11 protein-coding genes are annotated in these 14473 nt (G+C 63.6%); 7 read left to right on the top strand and 4 right to left on the bottom strand.

Translation table 11 applies throughout. The features are described 5' to 3' along the window. Window positions 1–13: 13 nt before the first annotated feature. Both rhaS and ASF04_RS19680 read right to left on the bottom strand, forming a co-directional pair. A complete protein-coding gene (gene rhaS, locus ASF04_RS19685) occupies window positions 14–1039 on the bottom strand; it encodes a rhamnose ABC transporter substrate-binding protein (RefSeq protein ID WP_227012061.1) in 1026 nt (341 codons plus the stop codon). Between the two features lie 17 nt (window positions 1040–1056). Continuing rightward, entirely contained in the window at window positions 1057–1923 is an 867-nt protein-coding gene (locus ASF04_RS19680) for a DeoR/GlpR family DNA-binding transcription regulator (protein WP_019921191.1), read from the bottom strand. 355 nt (window positions 1924–2278) lie between these two features. Between ASF04_RS19680 and ASF04_RS19675 the strand changes: the two genes are divergently transcribed. From ASF04_RS19675 to rhaM, 6 genes are all read left to right on the top strand, one after another. Beyond that, complete coding sequence (locus ASF04_RS19675; protein WP_056145534.1) at window positions 2279–4375, top strand: bifunctional rhamnulose-1-phosphate aldolase/short-chain dehydrogenase; 2097 nt, start codon at window positions 2279–2281, stop codon at window positions 4373–4375. An 86-nt stretch (window positions 4376–4461) separates the two neighbouring features. Continuing rightward, the gene (rhaI, locus tag ASF04_RS19670) at window positions 4462–5757 is read left to right on the top strand and encodes an L-rhamnose catabolism isomerase (RefSeq protein ID WP_056145531.1); all 1296 of its coding nucleotides are present in this window, start codon (window positions 4462–4464) and stop codon (window positions 5755–5757) included. 3 nt (window positions 5758–5760) lie between these two features. Next, on the top strand, window positions 5761–8571 hold the full coding sequence (locus tag ASF04_RS19665) for a glycosyl hydrolase (protein WP_229205131.1): 2811 nt from the start codon (window positions 5761–5763) through the stop codon (window positions 8569–8571). A gap of 7 nt (window positions 8572–8578) precedes the next feature. Beyond that, complete coding sequence (locus tag ASF04_RS19660; RefSeq protein WP_056145524.1) at window positions 8579–10018, top strand: glycoside hydrolase family 28 protein; 1440 nt, start codon at window positions 8579–8581, stop codon at window positions 10016–10018. Beyond that, on the top strand, window positions 10015–11211 hold the full coding sequence (locus tag ASF04_RS19655) for a glycoside hydrolase family 105 protein (protein ID WP_082488878.1): 1197 nt from the start codon (window positions 10015–10017) through the stop codon (window positions 11209–11211). The genes ASF04_RS19660 and ASF04_RS19655 overlap by 4 nt, the downstream gene beginning before the upstream one ends. Then, window positions 11208–11537, top strand: coding sequence for an L-rhamnose mutarotase (gene rhaM / locus ASF04_RS19650; protein WP_056145521.1), 330 nt, complete (start codon window positions 11208–11210; stop codon window positions 11535–11537). Before ASF04_RS19655 ends, rhaM begins: the two co-directional genes overlap by 4 nt. Here the strand turns inward: rhaM and ASF04_RS19645 are convergent. Next, complete coding sequence (locus ASF04_RS19645; protein WP_056145518.1) at window positions 11525–12454, bottom strand: alpha/beta hydrolase; 930 nt, start codon at window positions 12452–12454, stop codon at window positions 11525–11527. The two genes, rhaM and ASF04_RS19645, sit on opposite strands and share 13 nt — an antisense overlap. 14 nt (window positions 12455–12468) lie before the next feature. On the opposite strand from ASF04_RS19645, the gene ASF04_RS19640 reads away from it, so the two are divergent. Then, a complete protein-coding gene (locus ASF04_RS19640; protein ID WP_056145514.1) occupies window positions 12469–13101 on the top strand; it encodes a DUF1080 domain-containing protein in 633 nt (210 codons plus the stop codon). Here ASF04_RS19640 and ASF04_RS19635 read toward each other — a convergent pair. Continuing rightward, a complete protein-coding gene (locus ASF04_RS19635) occupies window positions 13098–14402 on the bottom strand; it encodes a hypothetical protein (RefSeq protein ID WP_200931119.1) in 1305 nt (434 codons plus the stop codon). The genes ASF04_RS19640 and ASF04_RS19635 overlap by 4 nt on opposite strands. Between the last annotated feature and the right edge of the window lie 71 nt (window positions 14403–14473).

The raw sequence follows: 14473 nt of genomic DNA, 5'->3' as shown, positions 1-14473 counted from the left end.
GGGCTGTTCCAGCTCAGAAGATCTTGGAGAACTTGTCGACGTTCCCTTTGTCGTACACGAATGGCGCGGCCATTGCACCTTCGCCGTTGGCATCGATGGCGATGGCGCCCATGCGGCCGGCGTTCACGCTGCCACCGGCCTTGGCGCCGGGAGCAGCTTTGACGAAGTCGTAGGCGGCGTAGGTGACGGCGTAACCGAGGTCGATCGGGTTCCAGATCGCGAACTCGCGCACGGCGCCGCTCTTCACGTGGCCCGCCATCTCCGACGGCAAACCGAGGCCGGTGACGAACACCTTGCCGACGAGCTTTTCATCGACGACGGCCTTGCTGGCGGCGTTGATGCCCACGGTGGTGGGGGAGATGATGGCTTTCAGGTTCGGATTGCTGCGCAGCAGACCGATCGCTTCGCGGTAGCTCTTGTCCGACTGGTCGTCGCCATAGACGGTGGCGACCAGCTTCATGCCGCTGTACTCGGGCTTGGTTAGCGTGTCCTTCATGATGCCGATCCAGATATTCTGGTTGGTCGCCTGCGCGGAAGCGGACAGGATGGCAATTTCTCCCTTGCCGCCGATGGCGTCGGACGCCATCTGGATCTGCTTCTCGCCGATCAGCAGCGCGTTCGACGGGTTCAGTTGCATCAGGCGGCCGTCCTTGGCCAGGCCGCTGTCGAAGCTCACGACCTTGATGCCGCGCGCCATGGCCTTCTTGGTGATCGGTACCAGCGCGTTCGGATCATTGGCCGAGATCACGATCGCATCGACCTTCTGGCTGATCAGCGAATTGATGATTTCGATCTGGCCTTCGGCGCTCGGCGTGGTGGGACCGGTATAAATGATTTCGACGTTTTTCAGTTCCTTGGCGGCGTCGTTGGCGCCGGCGTGGGCGGCATCAAAAAAACCGTTGCCCAGGCTTTTGACCACCATGGCAATGCGGATCTTTTCGCCGCTGGCGCCACCTGCGCTACCGTCAGCGCCGGTGGCGGCTTTTTTCTCACCGCAGCCGGCGACGGTCGCGAACAGTCCGGCGACCACGGTCGCCAATATGATTTTCCTGCGCTTCAATGTGATACCTCCGACTGGAACATGGCTGCCGCCTGGTAGTCAAACGGCGAAGTAAAAGGGCTGGCATTCAGCTGGGCGGGCACCGCTTCCGGTTCCACGGTCACCACGCGCACACCCGACTGCTCGAGCAGCTGCACGGCCGAATCGGAGGCGTAGGTGTCGGTGATGACGGTGGAGACGCGATTGAGGCCGCACAGGATCAGGCCAGCCTTCTTGGCGAACTTGGAGCTGTCCACTAGAACGATCAGTTCTTCGGCCTGCGAGATCAGGCGCTTTTCGGCCTGGATCAGCAGCGGATCGGCTTCCATGAGGCCGAGCAGCGAGAGGCCGTACACGCTCATGAACATCTTGGCCGCGTAGTGGTGCTGGGTGATGTCGTTGTCGAAGGGGCTGAGGATGACGTTCTGCTCGCGATAGACCTTGCCGCCGGGGACAATGATCTCGTTTTCGCTCGATACCAGCAGGCGCTCGGCCATCAGGAAGGAATTGGTGAGGATCTTGAGGTGGTGATCGACCAGGAATTCGGCCATCATGAAGGTGGTGGTGCCACCGTTGATGATGATGGTCTCGCCCTCGGAGCACATGCCCGCAGCGTGGCGCGCAATCGCGCGTTTGCGCTCGGCGTAGCATTGGATGTTGTGCTGGAAGGTCTCGCTGGTGAGGGTGAAGCTGCGCTTCTTTTGTTCCAGGTTGGCGGCCCCGCCCCTGGTGCGGGTGAGCAGGCTGCGGGCGGCAAGCCAGCTGATGTCGCGGCGCACGGTGGCCGGGGAGGCGCTGAGCCAGTCGACCAACTGCGGCACGCTGGCCGTCTGATGTTCGGCGAGCAACTTCAGCAAACGTTTACGGCGCTTGTGATTTACCATATTTGTCTCCATTTTTTTTCGTCCCTACTACCGTCGCTGCCGCGCAGCTACTCAGCTACTACTGCATTGCTGCTGCGGACCGATCCGGTGTGGCACTTTATTAATTACCAAGACTAAACATTTAGCCAGCCATCGTCAATCACTATGCGATCAAATATTTGATTGATTCGATAACCGTGTCATCAATCGCTCAAGTTTCAATCACTGGAGTGATTATTTCTGTCTTGGTCATCAAGTTGAGCGCTTGTGCATTGACACTGTTGCGGCGCTGATTTCTACTGGCTGCATGTGCCCAAAGCGGCATGAAATCAACACTCAGCACGCTATACCAATCAAACAACGACGGAGATCAGCAATGAATGTAACTCAGCAAGCCCCGATTACTTCCCTGTGGGACGATGCCGCAGCAGCCACCATGAGCGAACCAGAGCTGCTGCTGTACCGGTCCAACTTGCTCGGGTCCGATCTGCGCATCACCAACTTCGGCGGCGGCAATACCTCGGCCAAGGTCATGATGGCAGATCCGCTCAGCGGCGAGCAAGTGGAAGTGCTGTGGGTGAAGGGCTCCGGCGGCGACCTGGGCAGTATCAAGCTCGACGGCTTCTCGACCCTGTACATGAGCAAATTGAACGAACTGAAAGGCCGCTACCGCGGTCTGGCGCTCGAAGACGAAATGGTGGCGTACCTGCCACACTGCACGTTCAACCTGAACCCGCGCGCCGCCAGTATCGACACCCCGCTGCATGCCTACATCGACCGCAAGCACGTCGATCACATGCACCCCGATTCGCTGATCGCGATTGCCGCCTGCGCCAGCAGCAAGGCGCTCACGCAAAAAATCTTCGAAGGCGAACTCGGTTGGCTGCCATGGCAGCGTCCAGGCTACGATCTCGGTCTGAAGCTGGAAGAAGTCTCGAAAGCCAATCCGGCCCTGAAAGGCATCATCCTCGAAGGCCACGGCCTGTTCACCTGGGGCGATACCGCCAAGTCGTGCTACGAAACCACGCTGGCCATCATCAAACGCGCAGAAGAGTGGATCGCTGCGAACTCGAAACAACCGGCATTCGGCGGCCAGGCGTTTGACGCCCTGCCGGCCGAACAGCGCGCCGCGTTGGCCGCCAAACTGATGCCACTCTTGCGCGGTAAAATCAGCCGCGACGAATTCAAGCTGGGCGACTTCAACGACAACGCCACCGTGCTGGAGTTCGTGTGCAGCCGCGACCTGAAACCGCTGGCCGCACTCGGCACGTCGTGCCCCGACCACTTCCTGCGCACCAAGATCCGTCCGTTCGTGGTCGATTTCGATCCGCTGAACCCGGACTTCGACAAGCTGGTCGCCAGCCTGGATCAGGCGCTGGAAGACTATCGCGCCGACTACCGCGCCTACTACGACCGCTGCAAACGCGATAACAGCCCGGCCGTGCGCGACGCCAATCCGATCATCTACCTGATTCCGGGCGTGGGCATGCTGTCGTTCGCCAAGGACAAGGCCACCGCGCGTATCGCCGGCGAGTTCTACGTCAATGCAATCAACGTGATGCGCGGCGCCAACGGCGTGGACACCTACGTCGGCCTGCCGGAACAGGAAGCGTTCGACATCGAATACTGGCTGCTCGAAGAGGCCAAGCTGCAACGCATGCCGAAACCGAAAAGCCTGGCGGGCCGTATCGCCCTGGTAACCGGCGGCGCCGGCGGCATCGGCCAGGCCGTAGCCCGTCAGCTGCTGCAGGAAGGCGCTTGCGTGATGCTGACCGATATCGATCCGGAAGCACTGGAACAGGCCAAGAAAGACCTGACCAAGGCTGCCGGCAAGGACAGCGTCGAGAGCATCGTCGCCAACATCACCAGCGAAGAAGAAGTCGAGAACATCCTGGCCGCGACCTCGCTGCGCTTCGGTGGTGTCGATCTCCTGATCTCGAACGCCGGTATCGCCTCGTCGGCGCCGCTGGAAGACACCACGCTGGAAATCTGGCAGCGCAACCAGGACATCCTGGTCAAGGGCTACTTCCTGGCCGGCCGCGCAGCGTTCCGCATCATGAAGCAGCAAAAACTGGGTGGCAGCATGGTGTTCGTCGCGTCGAAAAACGGTCTCGTGGCATCGGCCGGCGCGTCGGCTTACTGCACCGCCAAGGCTGCCGAGATCCACCTGGCACGCTGCATCGCGCTGGAAGGCGCACCGCACGGCATCCGTGTCAACGTCGTCAATCCGGATGCAGTGATCCGTGGTTCGCGCATCTGGGACGGCAAGTGGAAGCAGGAACGCGCGCAGTCGAACAAGATCGAAGCCGACGACGTCGAAGCGTTCTACCGTGACCGCAGCATGCTCAAACTGAGCGTCCTGCCAGAGGATATCGCCGAAGCCGTGTACTTCCTGGCCAGCTCGAAATCGGCCAAGAGCACCGGTAACATCCTGAACGTCGATGCCGGCAACGCTGCCGCATTTACGCGCTGATCGCCCGCTGATAGCTATAAAATGCCGCCGGCCCGGTTCGTGACGAACGCACCGGCGGCACCATAAGAAACGAAGGAGACCCTCACATGAGCACCATTATCGACAGCGGCCGCGTGGCCGAACACAACGACAAGCTGCGGAGCAGCCTGGAAGAAGACTACGCCGCCCTGGCCGGCATGTTGTCGCGCCGTGGCGTGGACATCGAGCAGCTGACCGCCAAGGCGCAGAAATTCGCCGTGGCCCTGCCGAGCTGGGGCGCCGGCACCGGCGGCACGCGTTTCGCGCGCTTCCCTGGCCGTGGCGAGCCACGCAACGTGTTTGAAAAACTCGACGACTGCGGCGTGATCCACCAGCTGACCCGCGCCACCCCGGGCGTGTCGCTGCACTTCCCATGGGATAAAGTATCGGACACCCAGGCCCTGCGCCAGCAAGCCGAAGCCCACGGCCTGTATTTTGACGCCGTCAATTCGAATACCTTCCAGGACCAGGTCGGCCAGGAACACACCTACAAGTACGGCAGCATGACCGCGATCAGCGCCGCCACCCGCGCGCAAGCGGTTGCGCACAACGTCGAATGTATCGAACTCGGTAACGCGCTCGGTTCGAAAGCGCTGACCGTGTGGGTCGGCGACGGCGCCAACTTCCCGGGCCAGCACAACCTGCGCGGTGCGCTGGAACGCTACCTGGAAAGCGCACGCGAAATCTACGCCGCGCTGCCAGCCGACTGGAACCTGCTGATCGAACATAAGCTGTTCGAGCCGGCGTTCTACGCCACCACCATCGCCGACTGGGGCACCAGCTTTGCCTGCGCGCAATCGCTGGGCGAAAAAGCCAAGTGCCTGGTCGACCTGGGCCACCACGCACCGAACACCAACATCGAAATGATCGTGGCGCGCCTGACCCAGTTCGGCAAGCTCGGTGGCTTCCACTTCAACGACAGCAAGTACGGCGACGACGACCTCGATTCGGGCAGCATCAACCCGTTCCAGCTGTTCCTGGTCTTCAACGAGCTGGCCGATGCGGCCGAGCGCGAAGGCGCGGCGTTCAACCCGGCCTACATGCTGGACCAGTCGCACAACGTGACCGATCCGATCGAGAGCCTGATGAGCAGCGCGGTGGAAGTGCAGCGCGCCTTCGTCCAGGCCAACCTGGTCGATCGCGATGCGCTGCGCGGTTTCCAGGAGTCGCACGATGCGCTGCAATCGGCGCAAACCCTCAAGCACGCTTACCGTACCGACGTCTCGGCCATCCTGGCCATGGCGCGCCTGCGCAACGGCGGCGCCATCGATCCGGTGGCCTGCTACCGTGCTTCGGGCTACCGCGACCAGGTGGCGGAAGCCCGTCCGGCCAAGGCTGGCGCCAGCAGCAGCGGTATCGTATAAACGGTGGCACACGTCACTGTTGGACTGCGCGGGTGTGACCACCTGCGCGGTACGCTGTCGCCTGTTGCACAGGCGGCGGCGTTGGTCTGCGCCCTGGCTTGCTGTGTTGTCCCCGCAGCAGCGCTGGCGCAGGAACCCACACTGTCGAACCGGCTCGCCGACGTCGCCGCGCAGTTTGCGGCGCCGCCGCCCGATGCCAGGCCGATGGTACGCTGGTGGTGGTTTGGCCCGGCCGTGGTCAAACCCCAACTGGAACGCGAACTGCAAGCCATGAAGGCGGGCGGTTTTGGCGGCGTGGAGATCCAGCCGGTCTATCCGATGGAACTCGACGATCCCGCGCGCGGCATTCGTAACACACCTTATCTTTCTCCCGAATTCCTCGACAACGTCAGTTATACCAACCGCACGGCGCGCGCGCTCGGCCTGCGCGTGGACATGACGCTGGCCAGCGGCTGGCCCTACGGCGGCCCGCACGTGGCGGTGACGGAAAGCGCATCGCGCCTGCGCGTGCACGTGGCCGAACTGCCAGCCGGCAGCACGTCGGTGGCGCTGCCGTTGATCATGAGCGGCGAACAGCTGATCGCCAGTTTTGTCGGCGCGGGTACGCCCAAAGAGTACGACGCCACCGCCCTGAAACGCACGGAGCTTGGCGCGCCCACGGCCACCACGCCGGGGCGCGGCGCGATTGCCGCCAGCGGCCAGCAGCGCGTGGTGGTCAGCTATATCGCCAGCCGCACCGGCCAGCAGGTCAAGCGCGCGGCGCTGGGCGCCGAAGGTTTCGTGCTCGACCACCTGAGCCGCAAAGCCATCGACCACCACCTTGACGTGGTGGCCACGCCGTTGTTGCAGGCGTTCGGCGACCAGCCGCCGACGGCAGTGTTCTCGGACAGCCTGGAGGTCTATAACACCGACTGGACCGACGACTTTGTGCAAGAGTTCCAGCGCCGCCGTGGCTACGATCTGACGCCGTACCTGCCGCTGGTGACCAGTGGGCAGGGACCGGACGCCCCGGCGCTGCGGCGCGACTGGGTGCTGACCCAAACGGAACTGGTCAACGAGCGCTATTTGACCCCGGTCAACGACTGGGCCGTCAAGCACAAGACGCAGTTCCGCTCGCAGACGTATGGCGAACCGGCGGTATCGCTGTCGAGCTACCGGCTGGTGGGACTGCCCGAGGGCGAAGGCCCGCAGTTCCGCGAGTTTTCATTTACCCGCCTGGCCACGTCGGCCGGGCACCTGTACCAGCGCCCGGTGATCTCGGCCGAGACCTGGACCTGGCTGCATTCACCGGCATTTGCCGCCACCCCGCTGGACATGAAGGTGGAAGCGGACCTCATGCTGCTGCAGGGCGTGAACCTGTTCGTCGGCCACGGCTGGCCGTACACGCCGCCCGGCGCAACGGAACCGGGCTATTCGTTCTACGCGGCGGCCGTGTTCAACAACCACCAGCCGTGGTGGAACGTGATGCCGGACGTGAATGCCTACCTGACCCGCACCAGCTACCTGATGCGCCAGGGTCAGCCGGCCAACACGGTGGCAGTGCTGCTGCCCAACGACGATGCGTATGCGTCGATGACGCCTGGTAAGGTGTCGCTGTCGGAGAAAATGCAGCACTACGTCACACCGGCACTGACCACGCAAATCCTCGACGCCGGCCACAATCTCGATTACGTCGATGCGGACTCGGTGCTGTCGCTGGGCGTGAACCACCCGGTACTGGTGCTGCCGCATGTCACGCGGCTGGCGCCCGAAGTGCTGGCAAAACTGGACGACTACGTGCGCCAGGGCGGCAAGATCATTGCCGTCGGCGCACTACCGTCGAAAGCGCCCGGCTACCGCGATGCCGCGCGCATCACGGCGCAGGTGCAGGCGGCGTCGAAAGCATTGGCCGCTAAACCTGCCGTCACCGTGGTCGCGCAGGATGGCGACGTCGGTGCGGTCTTGAGCAGGGTGCTGACGCCCGACTTCAAGGTGGCGTCCAATGCGGCCGATATCGGCTTCGTGCGGCGCAAGCTCGCCGATGCCGATATCTACTTCATCGCCAACACCGGCAACCAGCCGGTGCGCACCACGGCTACACTGGCCAGCCTGCGCAAATCGGCGTCCTGGTGGAATCCTCACGACGGCACCACGCGCGCCGCGACGGTGTTCCCGGCGGTGGACCTGGACCTGGCGCCGTACGAATCGCGGGTGCTGATCCTCAGCGATGCGCCGGCCGCTCAGCAAGCCAACTCGCAGGCCGGCCCGGCACATTCGAATGCGGCACCGGTGGTGCTGGCCGACCTGGCACGCGACTGGCAGTTGCGCTACCCGGACGGCGCGGCGCAAGCCATGCCGCAGTTGCAATCGTGGACCGACGATCCGGCGCGCCGCTATTTTTCCGGCATTGCGACCTACACGCGCGACGTCACGCTCACGGCCGCGCAGCTGAACAATGCGGCGGTCAAGCTCGATTTCGGCCAGGGCACGCCGTTGGCGACCGCACCGAAGGTTCCCGCCGGCATGCGCGCCATGCTCGAGAGCCCAGTGCGCGAAGCGGCCGAAGTATTCGTCAACGGCCGCCGCGCCGGGTCGGTCTGGCGCCCGCCGTACACGGTGGACGTGACCAGCACCCTGAAACCGGGCGTCAACCGCATCGAGGTGAAGGTGGCCAACCTGGCACTGAATGCACTGGCGGGGCAGGAGCGGCCCGACTACCGGCTGCTGTCAAGCCGTTACACCCAGCGCTTCGTGCCGCAGGATACGCAGCTGATCACACCACAGCCATCGGGCATGCTGGGCGCCGTGCGCCTGCTGGCCCAACCAGCAAAGTGAGGACATCATGATTTTCAAGAAGTGGTTACATGCGGCAGCGCTCTCGCTGCTGGCACTGTGCGCAGCATCCGTCAGTGCTAAAACCTTCGATCCGTCGAGCTACGGCGCCAAGGGCGACGGCGTCACGCTCGACACCAGGGCGATCCAGGCCGCCATCGATGCTGCCGCCAAAGACGGCGGCACGGTGGCGTTCAAGCCGGGCACGTATCTGAGCGGCTCCATCTTTGTAAAAAGCGGCGTCACGCTGCAAGTGGACAAGGGCGTGACCATCCTCGGTTCGCAGAAGATCGCCGACTACACGGTGCTGCCCACCCGCATCGCCGGCATCGAGATGCGCTGGCCGGCCGCGCTGATCAACATCTATGAACAGAAGAATGCGTCCATCGTCGGCGAAGGCACCATCGACGGCGACGGCAAGATCTTCTGGGACAGCTACTGGACTCTGCGCAAAACCTACGAACCGCGCGGCCTGCGCTGGGCCTCGGACTACGACGCCCAGCGTCCGCGCCTGATCCAGGTGTTCAATTCGTCGCAGGTAAAAGTGGGCGGCGGGCTGCTGCTGCGCCGTTCCGGCTTCTGGACCCTGCATATCTGCTACTCGACCGATGTGACGGTGGATGGTGTCATCATCCGCAACAACGAGGGCGGCCACGGACCATCGACCGACGGTATCGATATCGACTCGTCGAAGAACATCCTGGTGCAAAATGCCGACATCTCGGTCAACGACGATGCGCTGTGCCTCAAGGCCGGCCGCGATTCGGACGGCCAGCGCGTGGCGCGTCCGACCGAGAATGTCGTGATCCGCAATTCCATCATCCGCGAGGGCGCCGCTGGCGTTACCTTCGGCAGCGAGACGGCGGGCGGCTTCCGCAACGTCGAGGCCTACGGCATCACGGTGCTGGACAAGGTGCCGGTCGGAATCCTGTTCAAGTCGGCACACACGCGCGGCGGCTTCGGCGACAATTTGCGCCTGCACGACATCACCATGAAGGGCACGCCGGTGGCGATCCGCATCACCATGAACTGGAATCCGAGCTACAGCTATGCCAAGATCCCGGACGACGTCAAGGAGCATCCGGATTACTGGAAAGTGCTGGCCACGCCGGTGCCGCGCGAGAAGGGCATCGCCCATTTCCACGACGTCAAAATCTGGAACATCAAGGCCACCGGCGCCACCACGGCGTTCGAGGTGAGCGGCTATCCGGAAGCGCCGTTGAACCGTTTCAGCTTTGAGAACATCGACATCGAAGCGCAAAATGGCGGCTTCATTTTCGATGCCAGCAACTGGCAGTTCAGGGATGTCAAGCTGGCCATCAAGCAGCCGGTGCACCTGCTGAACAACAATGACGTGCGCGGTCTGCCGGTCGCCAGCACGGTCGTCAAGCCGCGTCCACTGGAAGTGCCGCTCAAAGAAAAGAGCTTTGAAGAGCAGGATAAATCGTGAACAAATTATCCGTGCTGGCGGCTGTAATGTGCGCCTTGGGTGGCTGCGCCAGTGTCTCCCAAACTCCGTCGTATCCGCTGCCCACGCCGGCCATGCAGGCCATCGTGGACAAGGACATCAGCCGCCACTTCGGCGACGCCCCGGTGGATGGCGGCCCGCTGGCCACCGATCTGTCGCCGGCGTTGCGGCCGGCCGATATCGACAAGGCGCTGCGCAAGGTGGCGGACTGGCAGCTGGCGCGCACCACGCCGCATTTCGACCGCATCTGGACCTCCAGCGTGCTGTACTCGGGCTTCATGGCAGCATCAAGCGCTACCGGCGACGCCAAATACCGCGACGCCATGCTGGCCATGAGCGAGAAGTTCGAGTGGAAGCTGCGCACGCCGTACCCGGACGCCGACAACATCAGCGTGGCGCAGACTTACCTGGAGCTGTATCAGCGTGACCCTTCACCGGAACGCATCGCCTCCACCCGCGCGGAACTCGAGACCCTGATCGATCTGAAAACCATGCGGCCCGGCGACGCACGCCTGCCATGGTGGTGGTGCGACGCGCTGTTCATGGCGCCGCCGGTATGGGCCAAGATGTACCGGATCACAGGCGAGCGCCGGTACCTCGACTACATCCACACCCAGTGGCAAGCTACCTACGACCAGCTGTATGACCAGGAGGAACACCTGTACGCGCGCGACGCCAGCTACAAGGACAAGCGCGAGTCCAATGGCAAAAAAGTGTTCTGGTCGCGCGGCGAGGGCTGGGTGCTGGGCGGCCTGGCGCGTACCATCGACTTCATTCCGGACAACGATCCGAAAAAGCCGTTCTACGTGACGCAGCTGCAGCAGATGTCGGCGCGCCTGGCGCAGTTGCAGGGCAAGGACGGCCTGTGGCACGCGGGCCTGCTCGACCCGGCCAGCTATCCGCTGCCGGAAATCTCGGGCTCGGCGCTGTTCGTGTACGGCATGGCGTACGGCGTCAATCGCGGCTACCTCGATGCAGCAACGTATCGGCCCGTGATCGAAAAGGCGTGGGCGGGCATACTGAAGAACATTTATGCAGACGGCCGCCTGGGCGGCATCCAGCAAACGGGCGCCGAACCGGCATTCTATTTGCCGGCGTCGAGCTACAACTATGGCGTCGGCGGCTTCCTGCTGGCCGCCGCCGAACTGAAAACCATGACCAAGGACGACAAATGACTGGAACTGTACCGATCACCCGCGCTTTCCGCATGAAGCTCAAACCCGGCACGGTGGAAGAATACAAGCGCCGCCACGACGAGCTGTGGCCCGACCTGGCCGCCGCGCTCAAGCAGGCCGGCATCTACGATTATTCGATATTCCTCGACGAGGAAACCCTGCACCTGTTCGCGGTCCTGAAGCTTGCGCCCGACCACACCACCGCCGACCTGCCGCAGCAGCCGGTGATGAAGCGCTGGTGGGACTACATGGCCGAGCTGATGGAAGTGGAACCAGGCAACCGGCCAACCGAATGGCCGTTGCAGCAGGTGTTTTACTTCGCCTGAAGTTTCGCCACCGCCTTCGACGGCGTGAGCAGACCGCGCTCACGCAGCCATTCTTCGGCGCGGTGCGGCCACAGCGACGTGGTACCCAGGCCGTCGCGCATGCCCATGCCATGGCTGCCATGCTCGAACAGGTACATTTCGGCAGGTACCTTGGCGCGCGTGAGCGCCTGATAGAACACGATGCTGTTCTCGACCGGCACGGCCTGGTCTTCCTGGGTGTGGATCAGCAGGGTGGGCGGCGTGGCGGACGTCACCTGGTTTTCCAGCGACATCAGCTCGATCGCTGCCGGCGATGGATTCGCGCCCAGCAGCGCCTTGCGCGAGCCAGCGTGGGCAGCCGGGTCTTTCATGGTAATGACCGGGTACATCAGCATCAGGAAGTCGGGACGGGCGCTGGTGGCGTCGAGCGCCGCGCCGGTGCGGCCCAGCGGGTGGTCGAACAGGGTGCCGGCGCTGGCCGCCAGGTGGCCGCCGGCCGAGCTGCCCATCACGCCGATGCGCGCCGGATCGATGCCCAATTCCGCCGCGCGCGAGCGCAAGGTGCGCACCGCGCGCAGCACGTCCTGCAGCGGGGCAGGGTGGCCGTATTCCTGCATCCGGTACTTGAGCACATAGGCGGTCACGCCCAGGGTGCTGAGCCAGTTGCCGTATTGTTCGCCCTCGCGCGCGGTGGACATGCGCACATAGCCGCCGCCGGGGCAGATGATGACGGCGGTGCCGTTGGGCCGGTCCACGGCAGGGCCGATGCGGGTGAGCGAGGCGTCGGTGACATTGGAGTTGTAGCCGCCGCCGATTTTTTCAGGGCCGATCGCCTTTGCGCCCGGCACGCCTTCGGGCCACAAGGTGATGACATTGCTGTCGGCGTTGGCCATGCCGGCGCCGAGGGTGAGAAGCAGAGCTATCAGAGTTTTTTTCATGGGGAGACAATCAAATGATCAAGAAGATTTTATGGGCGACGGCAGTACTGGTGACCATGCAGTCTACCAGCGCCGCGCCATTGTTCAATGGCCGCAATTTCGACGGCTGGGAACTCAAGACCACGCCAGCTGCCACCATGGACCAGGTGTTCAGCGTGCTGCCGCAAGGCGTGATCGCATCCACCGGCCAGCCGGGCGGCTTCCTGGCCACGACCAAAAGCTATGCCAATTTCAAGCTCCACGTCGAATGGCGCTGGAGCGGCAAGCCCGGTAACGGCGGCGTGCTGCTGCACATCAGCGACGGTCCGATGGACCGCGTGTGGCCATTGAGCCTGCAGGTACAAACCAAGCATGGCAGCGCCGGCGACCTGCTGCCGATGGCCGGCGCGGCGTTCGCCGAACCGCTGACCAGCGCGCCCGGCGCCGAGCCGCGCATCAAGGGCAAGATCGCCGCCGACAGCGAACTGGCGCTCGGCCAGTGGAACGTGGCCGACATCGTCGCCCGCGACGGCACGGTGGAAGTGTCGATCAACGGCGTGGTGCAAAACCGCGTGACGGCCGTTAAACCGGCCGCCGGCCGCATCGGCTTCCAGCTCGAAGGTGCGCCGTACGAGTTGCGCAATATCGAGCTGGTGGAGCAGCCCTAACGTTTCAACCAGGTCTGTGGTACGGGGACAACCACGATATTCATCGAGCGGTTGTCCTCGGACAGCATGGCCGACTGGATCTGGATCTTGGTGCCTTCCTTGTTGAAGGTCGGGTGGGGATGATCGGCTGCCGTGGTCTTGTGGCCGGTGGTGAGCATGATCATCTCGCGCGTTTTGCGGTCGATCAGGTACACGCTGCGGCTGAAATCGTCGCCCACAGCCCACTTGCCGTCCGACGAGCCATGCACGTGCCACAAGCCGCTGCCCGATGGCGTCTGGCCAGCGATGGTCATCTCGCGCGTGCGCAGGTTGACGATCGCCAGGCCGGTCGGTTTTTCGCGGGTGCCGGTTGCGCCCCAGCCGTCGTCCTGGCCCGGGTTGGCGCCATAGACGCCGGTGGCTGACGCGGCCACGCCGCTCGGGCCTTCGGCGCCGGGAATCGGGCGGTGGCCCATGATCGCCATCGCTACTTCATCTTTCGAGATTACCGCTTCGTGGGTGACCCACTCGTACGGCGCTTCCGGGTACAGCGGGCGCAGGCCGGTGCCGTCGGCCTTGACGGTCCAGGTGCGTTGCGGCGACTTGCCGCCGGTCTCCCAGCAGAACACGATCTCGCCCGGGTTGTACAGGTTGGCCTGGATATGTCCGATCTGGAACGGCACCGACACCACGTGCTTGACTTCACCGGTGCGCACGTTCAGGCGCGCGATGCCATTCGGGCCGGCGCCCATCTTGCGCGGGCCGAATGCCGGTTCGATCTTGGTGCCTGCCGCCAGGTGCTGGCCAGACCAGGTGGGACCGGTGCGGAAATAGGCCCATTCCTCGTCGGCGTCGAGCGCCATGTCGCCGCCCGCTTCCAGCTCGGCGTCCGTGGTGCCGCAAATGCGCTGGTAGGCGTCGGCCTTTTTCAGGGTGCCGGCGGCGCTGTCGGCAAACAGCCTGGCCAGGTCCACCTCGACGATCTGCACGCGCTTGCTGTCGCCATCGGCGCGCATGAAGTACAGCTTCATCGATTTCTGGGCCAGGTTCAGCATGCCCATGTAGCCGCCCTCGGTCACCTGCACCAGGGTGCCGGTGGCTTCGTTGACGGCCATCGCCTCGCCCTTGACGCGGTTGGAGCGGAACACCAGCCACTTGCCATCGGAGGTCCACTGCGGGTGGGTGGGATAGATCTTGGAGTCGCCGCGCGGGGTACTGGTCAAAAAGGTCAGCATGGTGCCGGTGACCGGGTCCTTGACCACCTTGCGCTCGGACGGGAAGCGGGTGCCGATTTGCGCCTGGGCGGCGCTCGACGCGATCAACGCTGCGCAAATAAGTAATTTGGAAATCATCATTGGCCGAAAAAGGATGGAGAGGGTACGATTGTGGGCCG

It is taken from the genome of Duganella sp. Leaf61, assembly GCF_001421905.1.
GTDB classification, from domain to species: Bacteria; Pseudomonadota; Gammaproteobacteria; order Burkholderiales; family Burkholderiaceae_D; genus Rugamonas; species Rugamonas zoogloeoides.
Note: the sequence above shows the minus strand (reverse complement) of the source record. Positions and strands in the feature narration are given on the sequence as shown.

Excerpts from the sequence above, each read along its gene's own strand:
- ASF04_RS19680 (WP_019921191.1), bottom strand. The coding sequence starts at position 1,923 with ATGGTAAATCACAAGCGCCGTAAACGTTTGCTGAAGTTGCTCGCCGAA.
- ASF04_RS19675 (WP_056145534.1), top strand. The coding sequence starts at position 2,279 with ATGAATGTAACTCAGCAAGCCCCGATTACTTCCCTGTGGGACGATGCC.
- rhaI (WP_056145531.1), top strand. The coding sequence starts at position 4,462 with ATGAGCACCATTATCGACAGCGGCCGCGTGGCCGAACACAACGACAAG.
- ASF04_RS19660 (WP_056145524.1), top strand. The coding sequence starts at position 8,579 with ATGATTTTCAAGAAGTGGTTACATGCGGCAGCGCTCTCGCTGCTGGCA.
- rhaM (WP_056145521.1), top strand. The coding sequence starts at position 11,208 with ATGACTGGAACTGTACCGATCACCCGCGCTTTCCGCATGAAGCTCAAA.
- ASF04_RS19645 (WP_056145518.1), bottom strand. The coding sequence starts at position 12,454 with ATGAAAAAAACTCTGATAGCTCTGCTTCTCACCCTCGGCGCCGGCATG.
- ASF04_RS19640 (WP_056145514.1), top strand. The coding sequence starts at position 12,469 with ATGATCAAGAAGATTTTATGGGCGACGGCAGTACTGGTGACCATGCAG.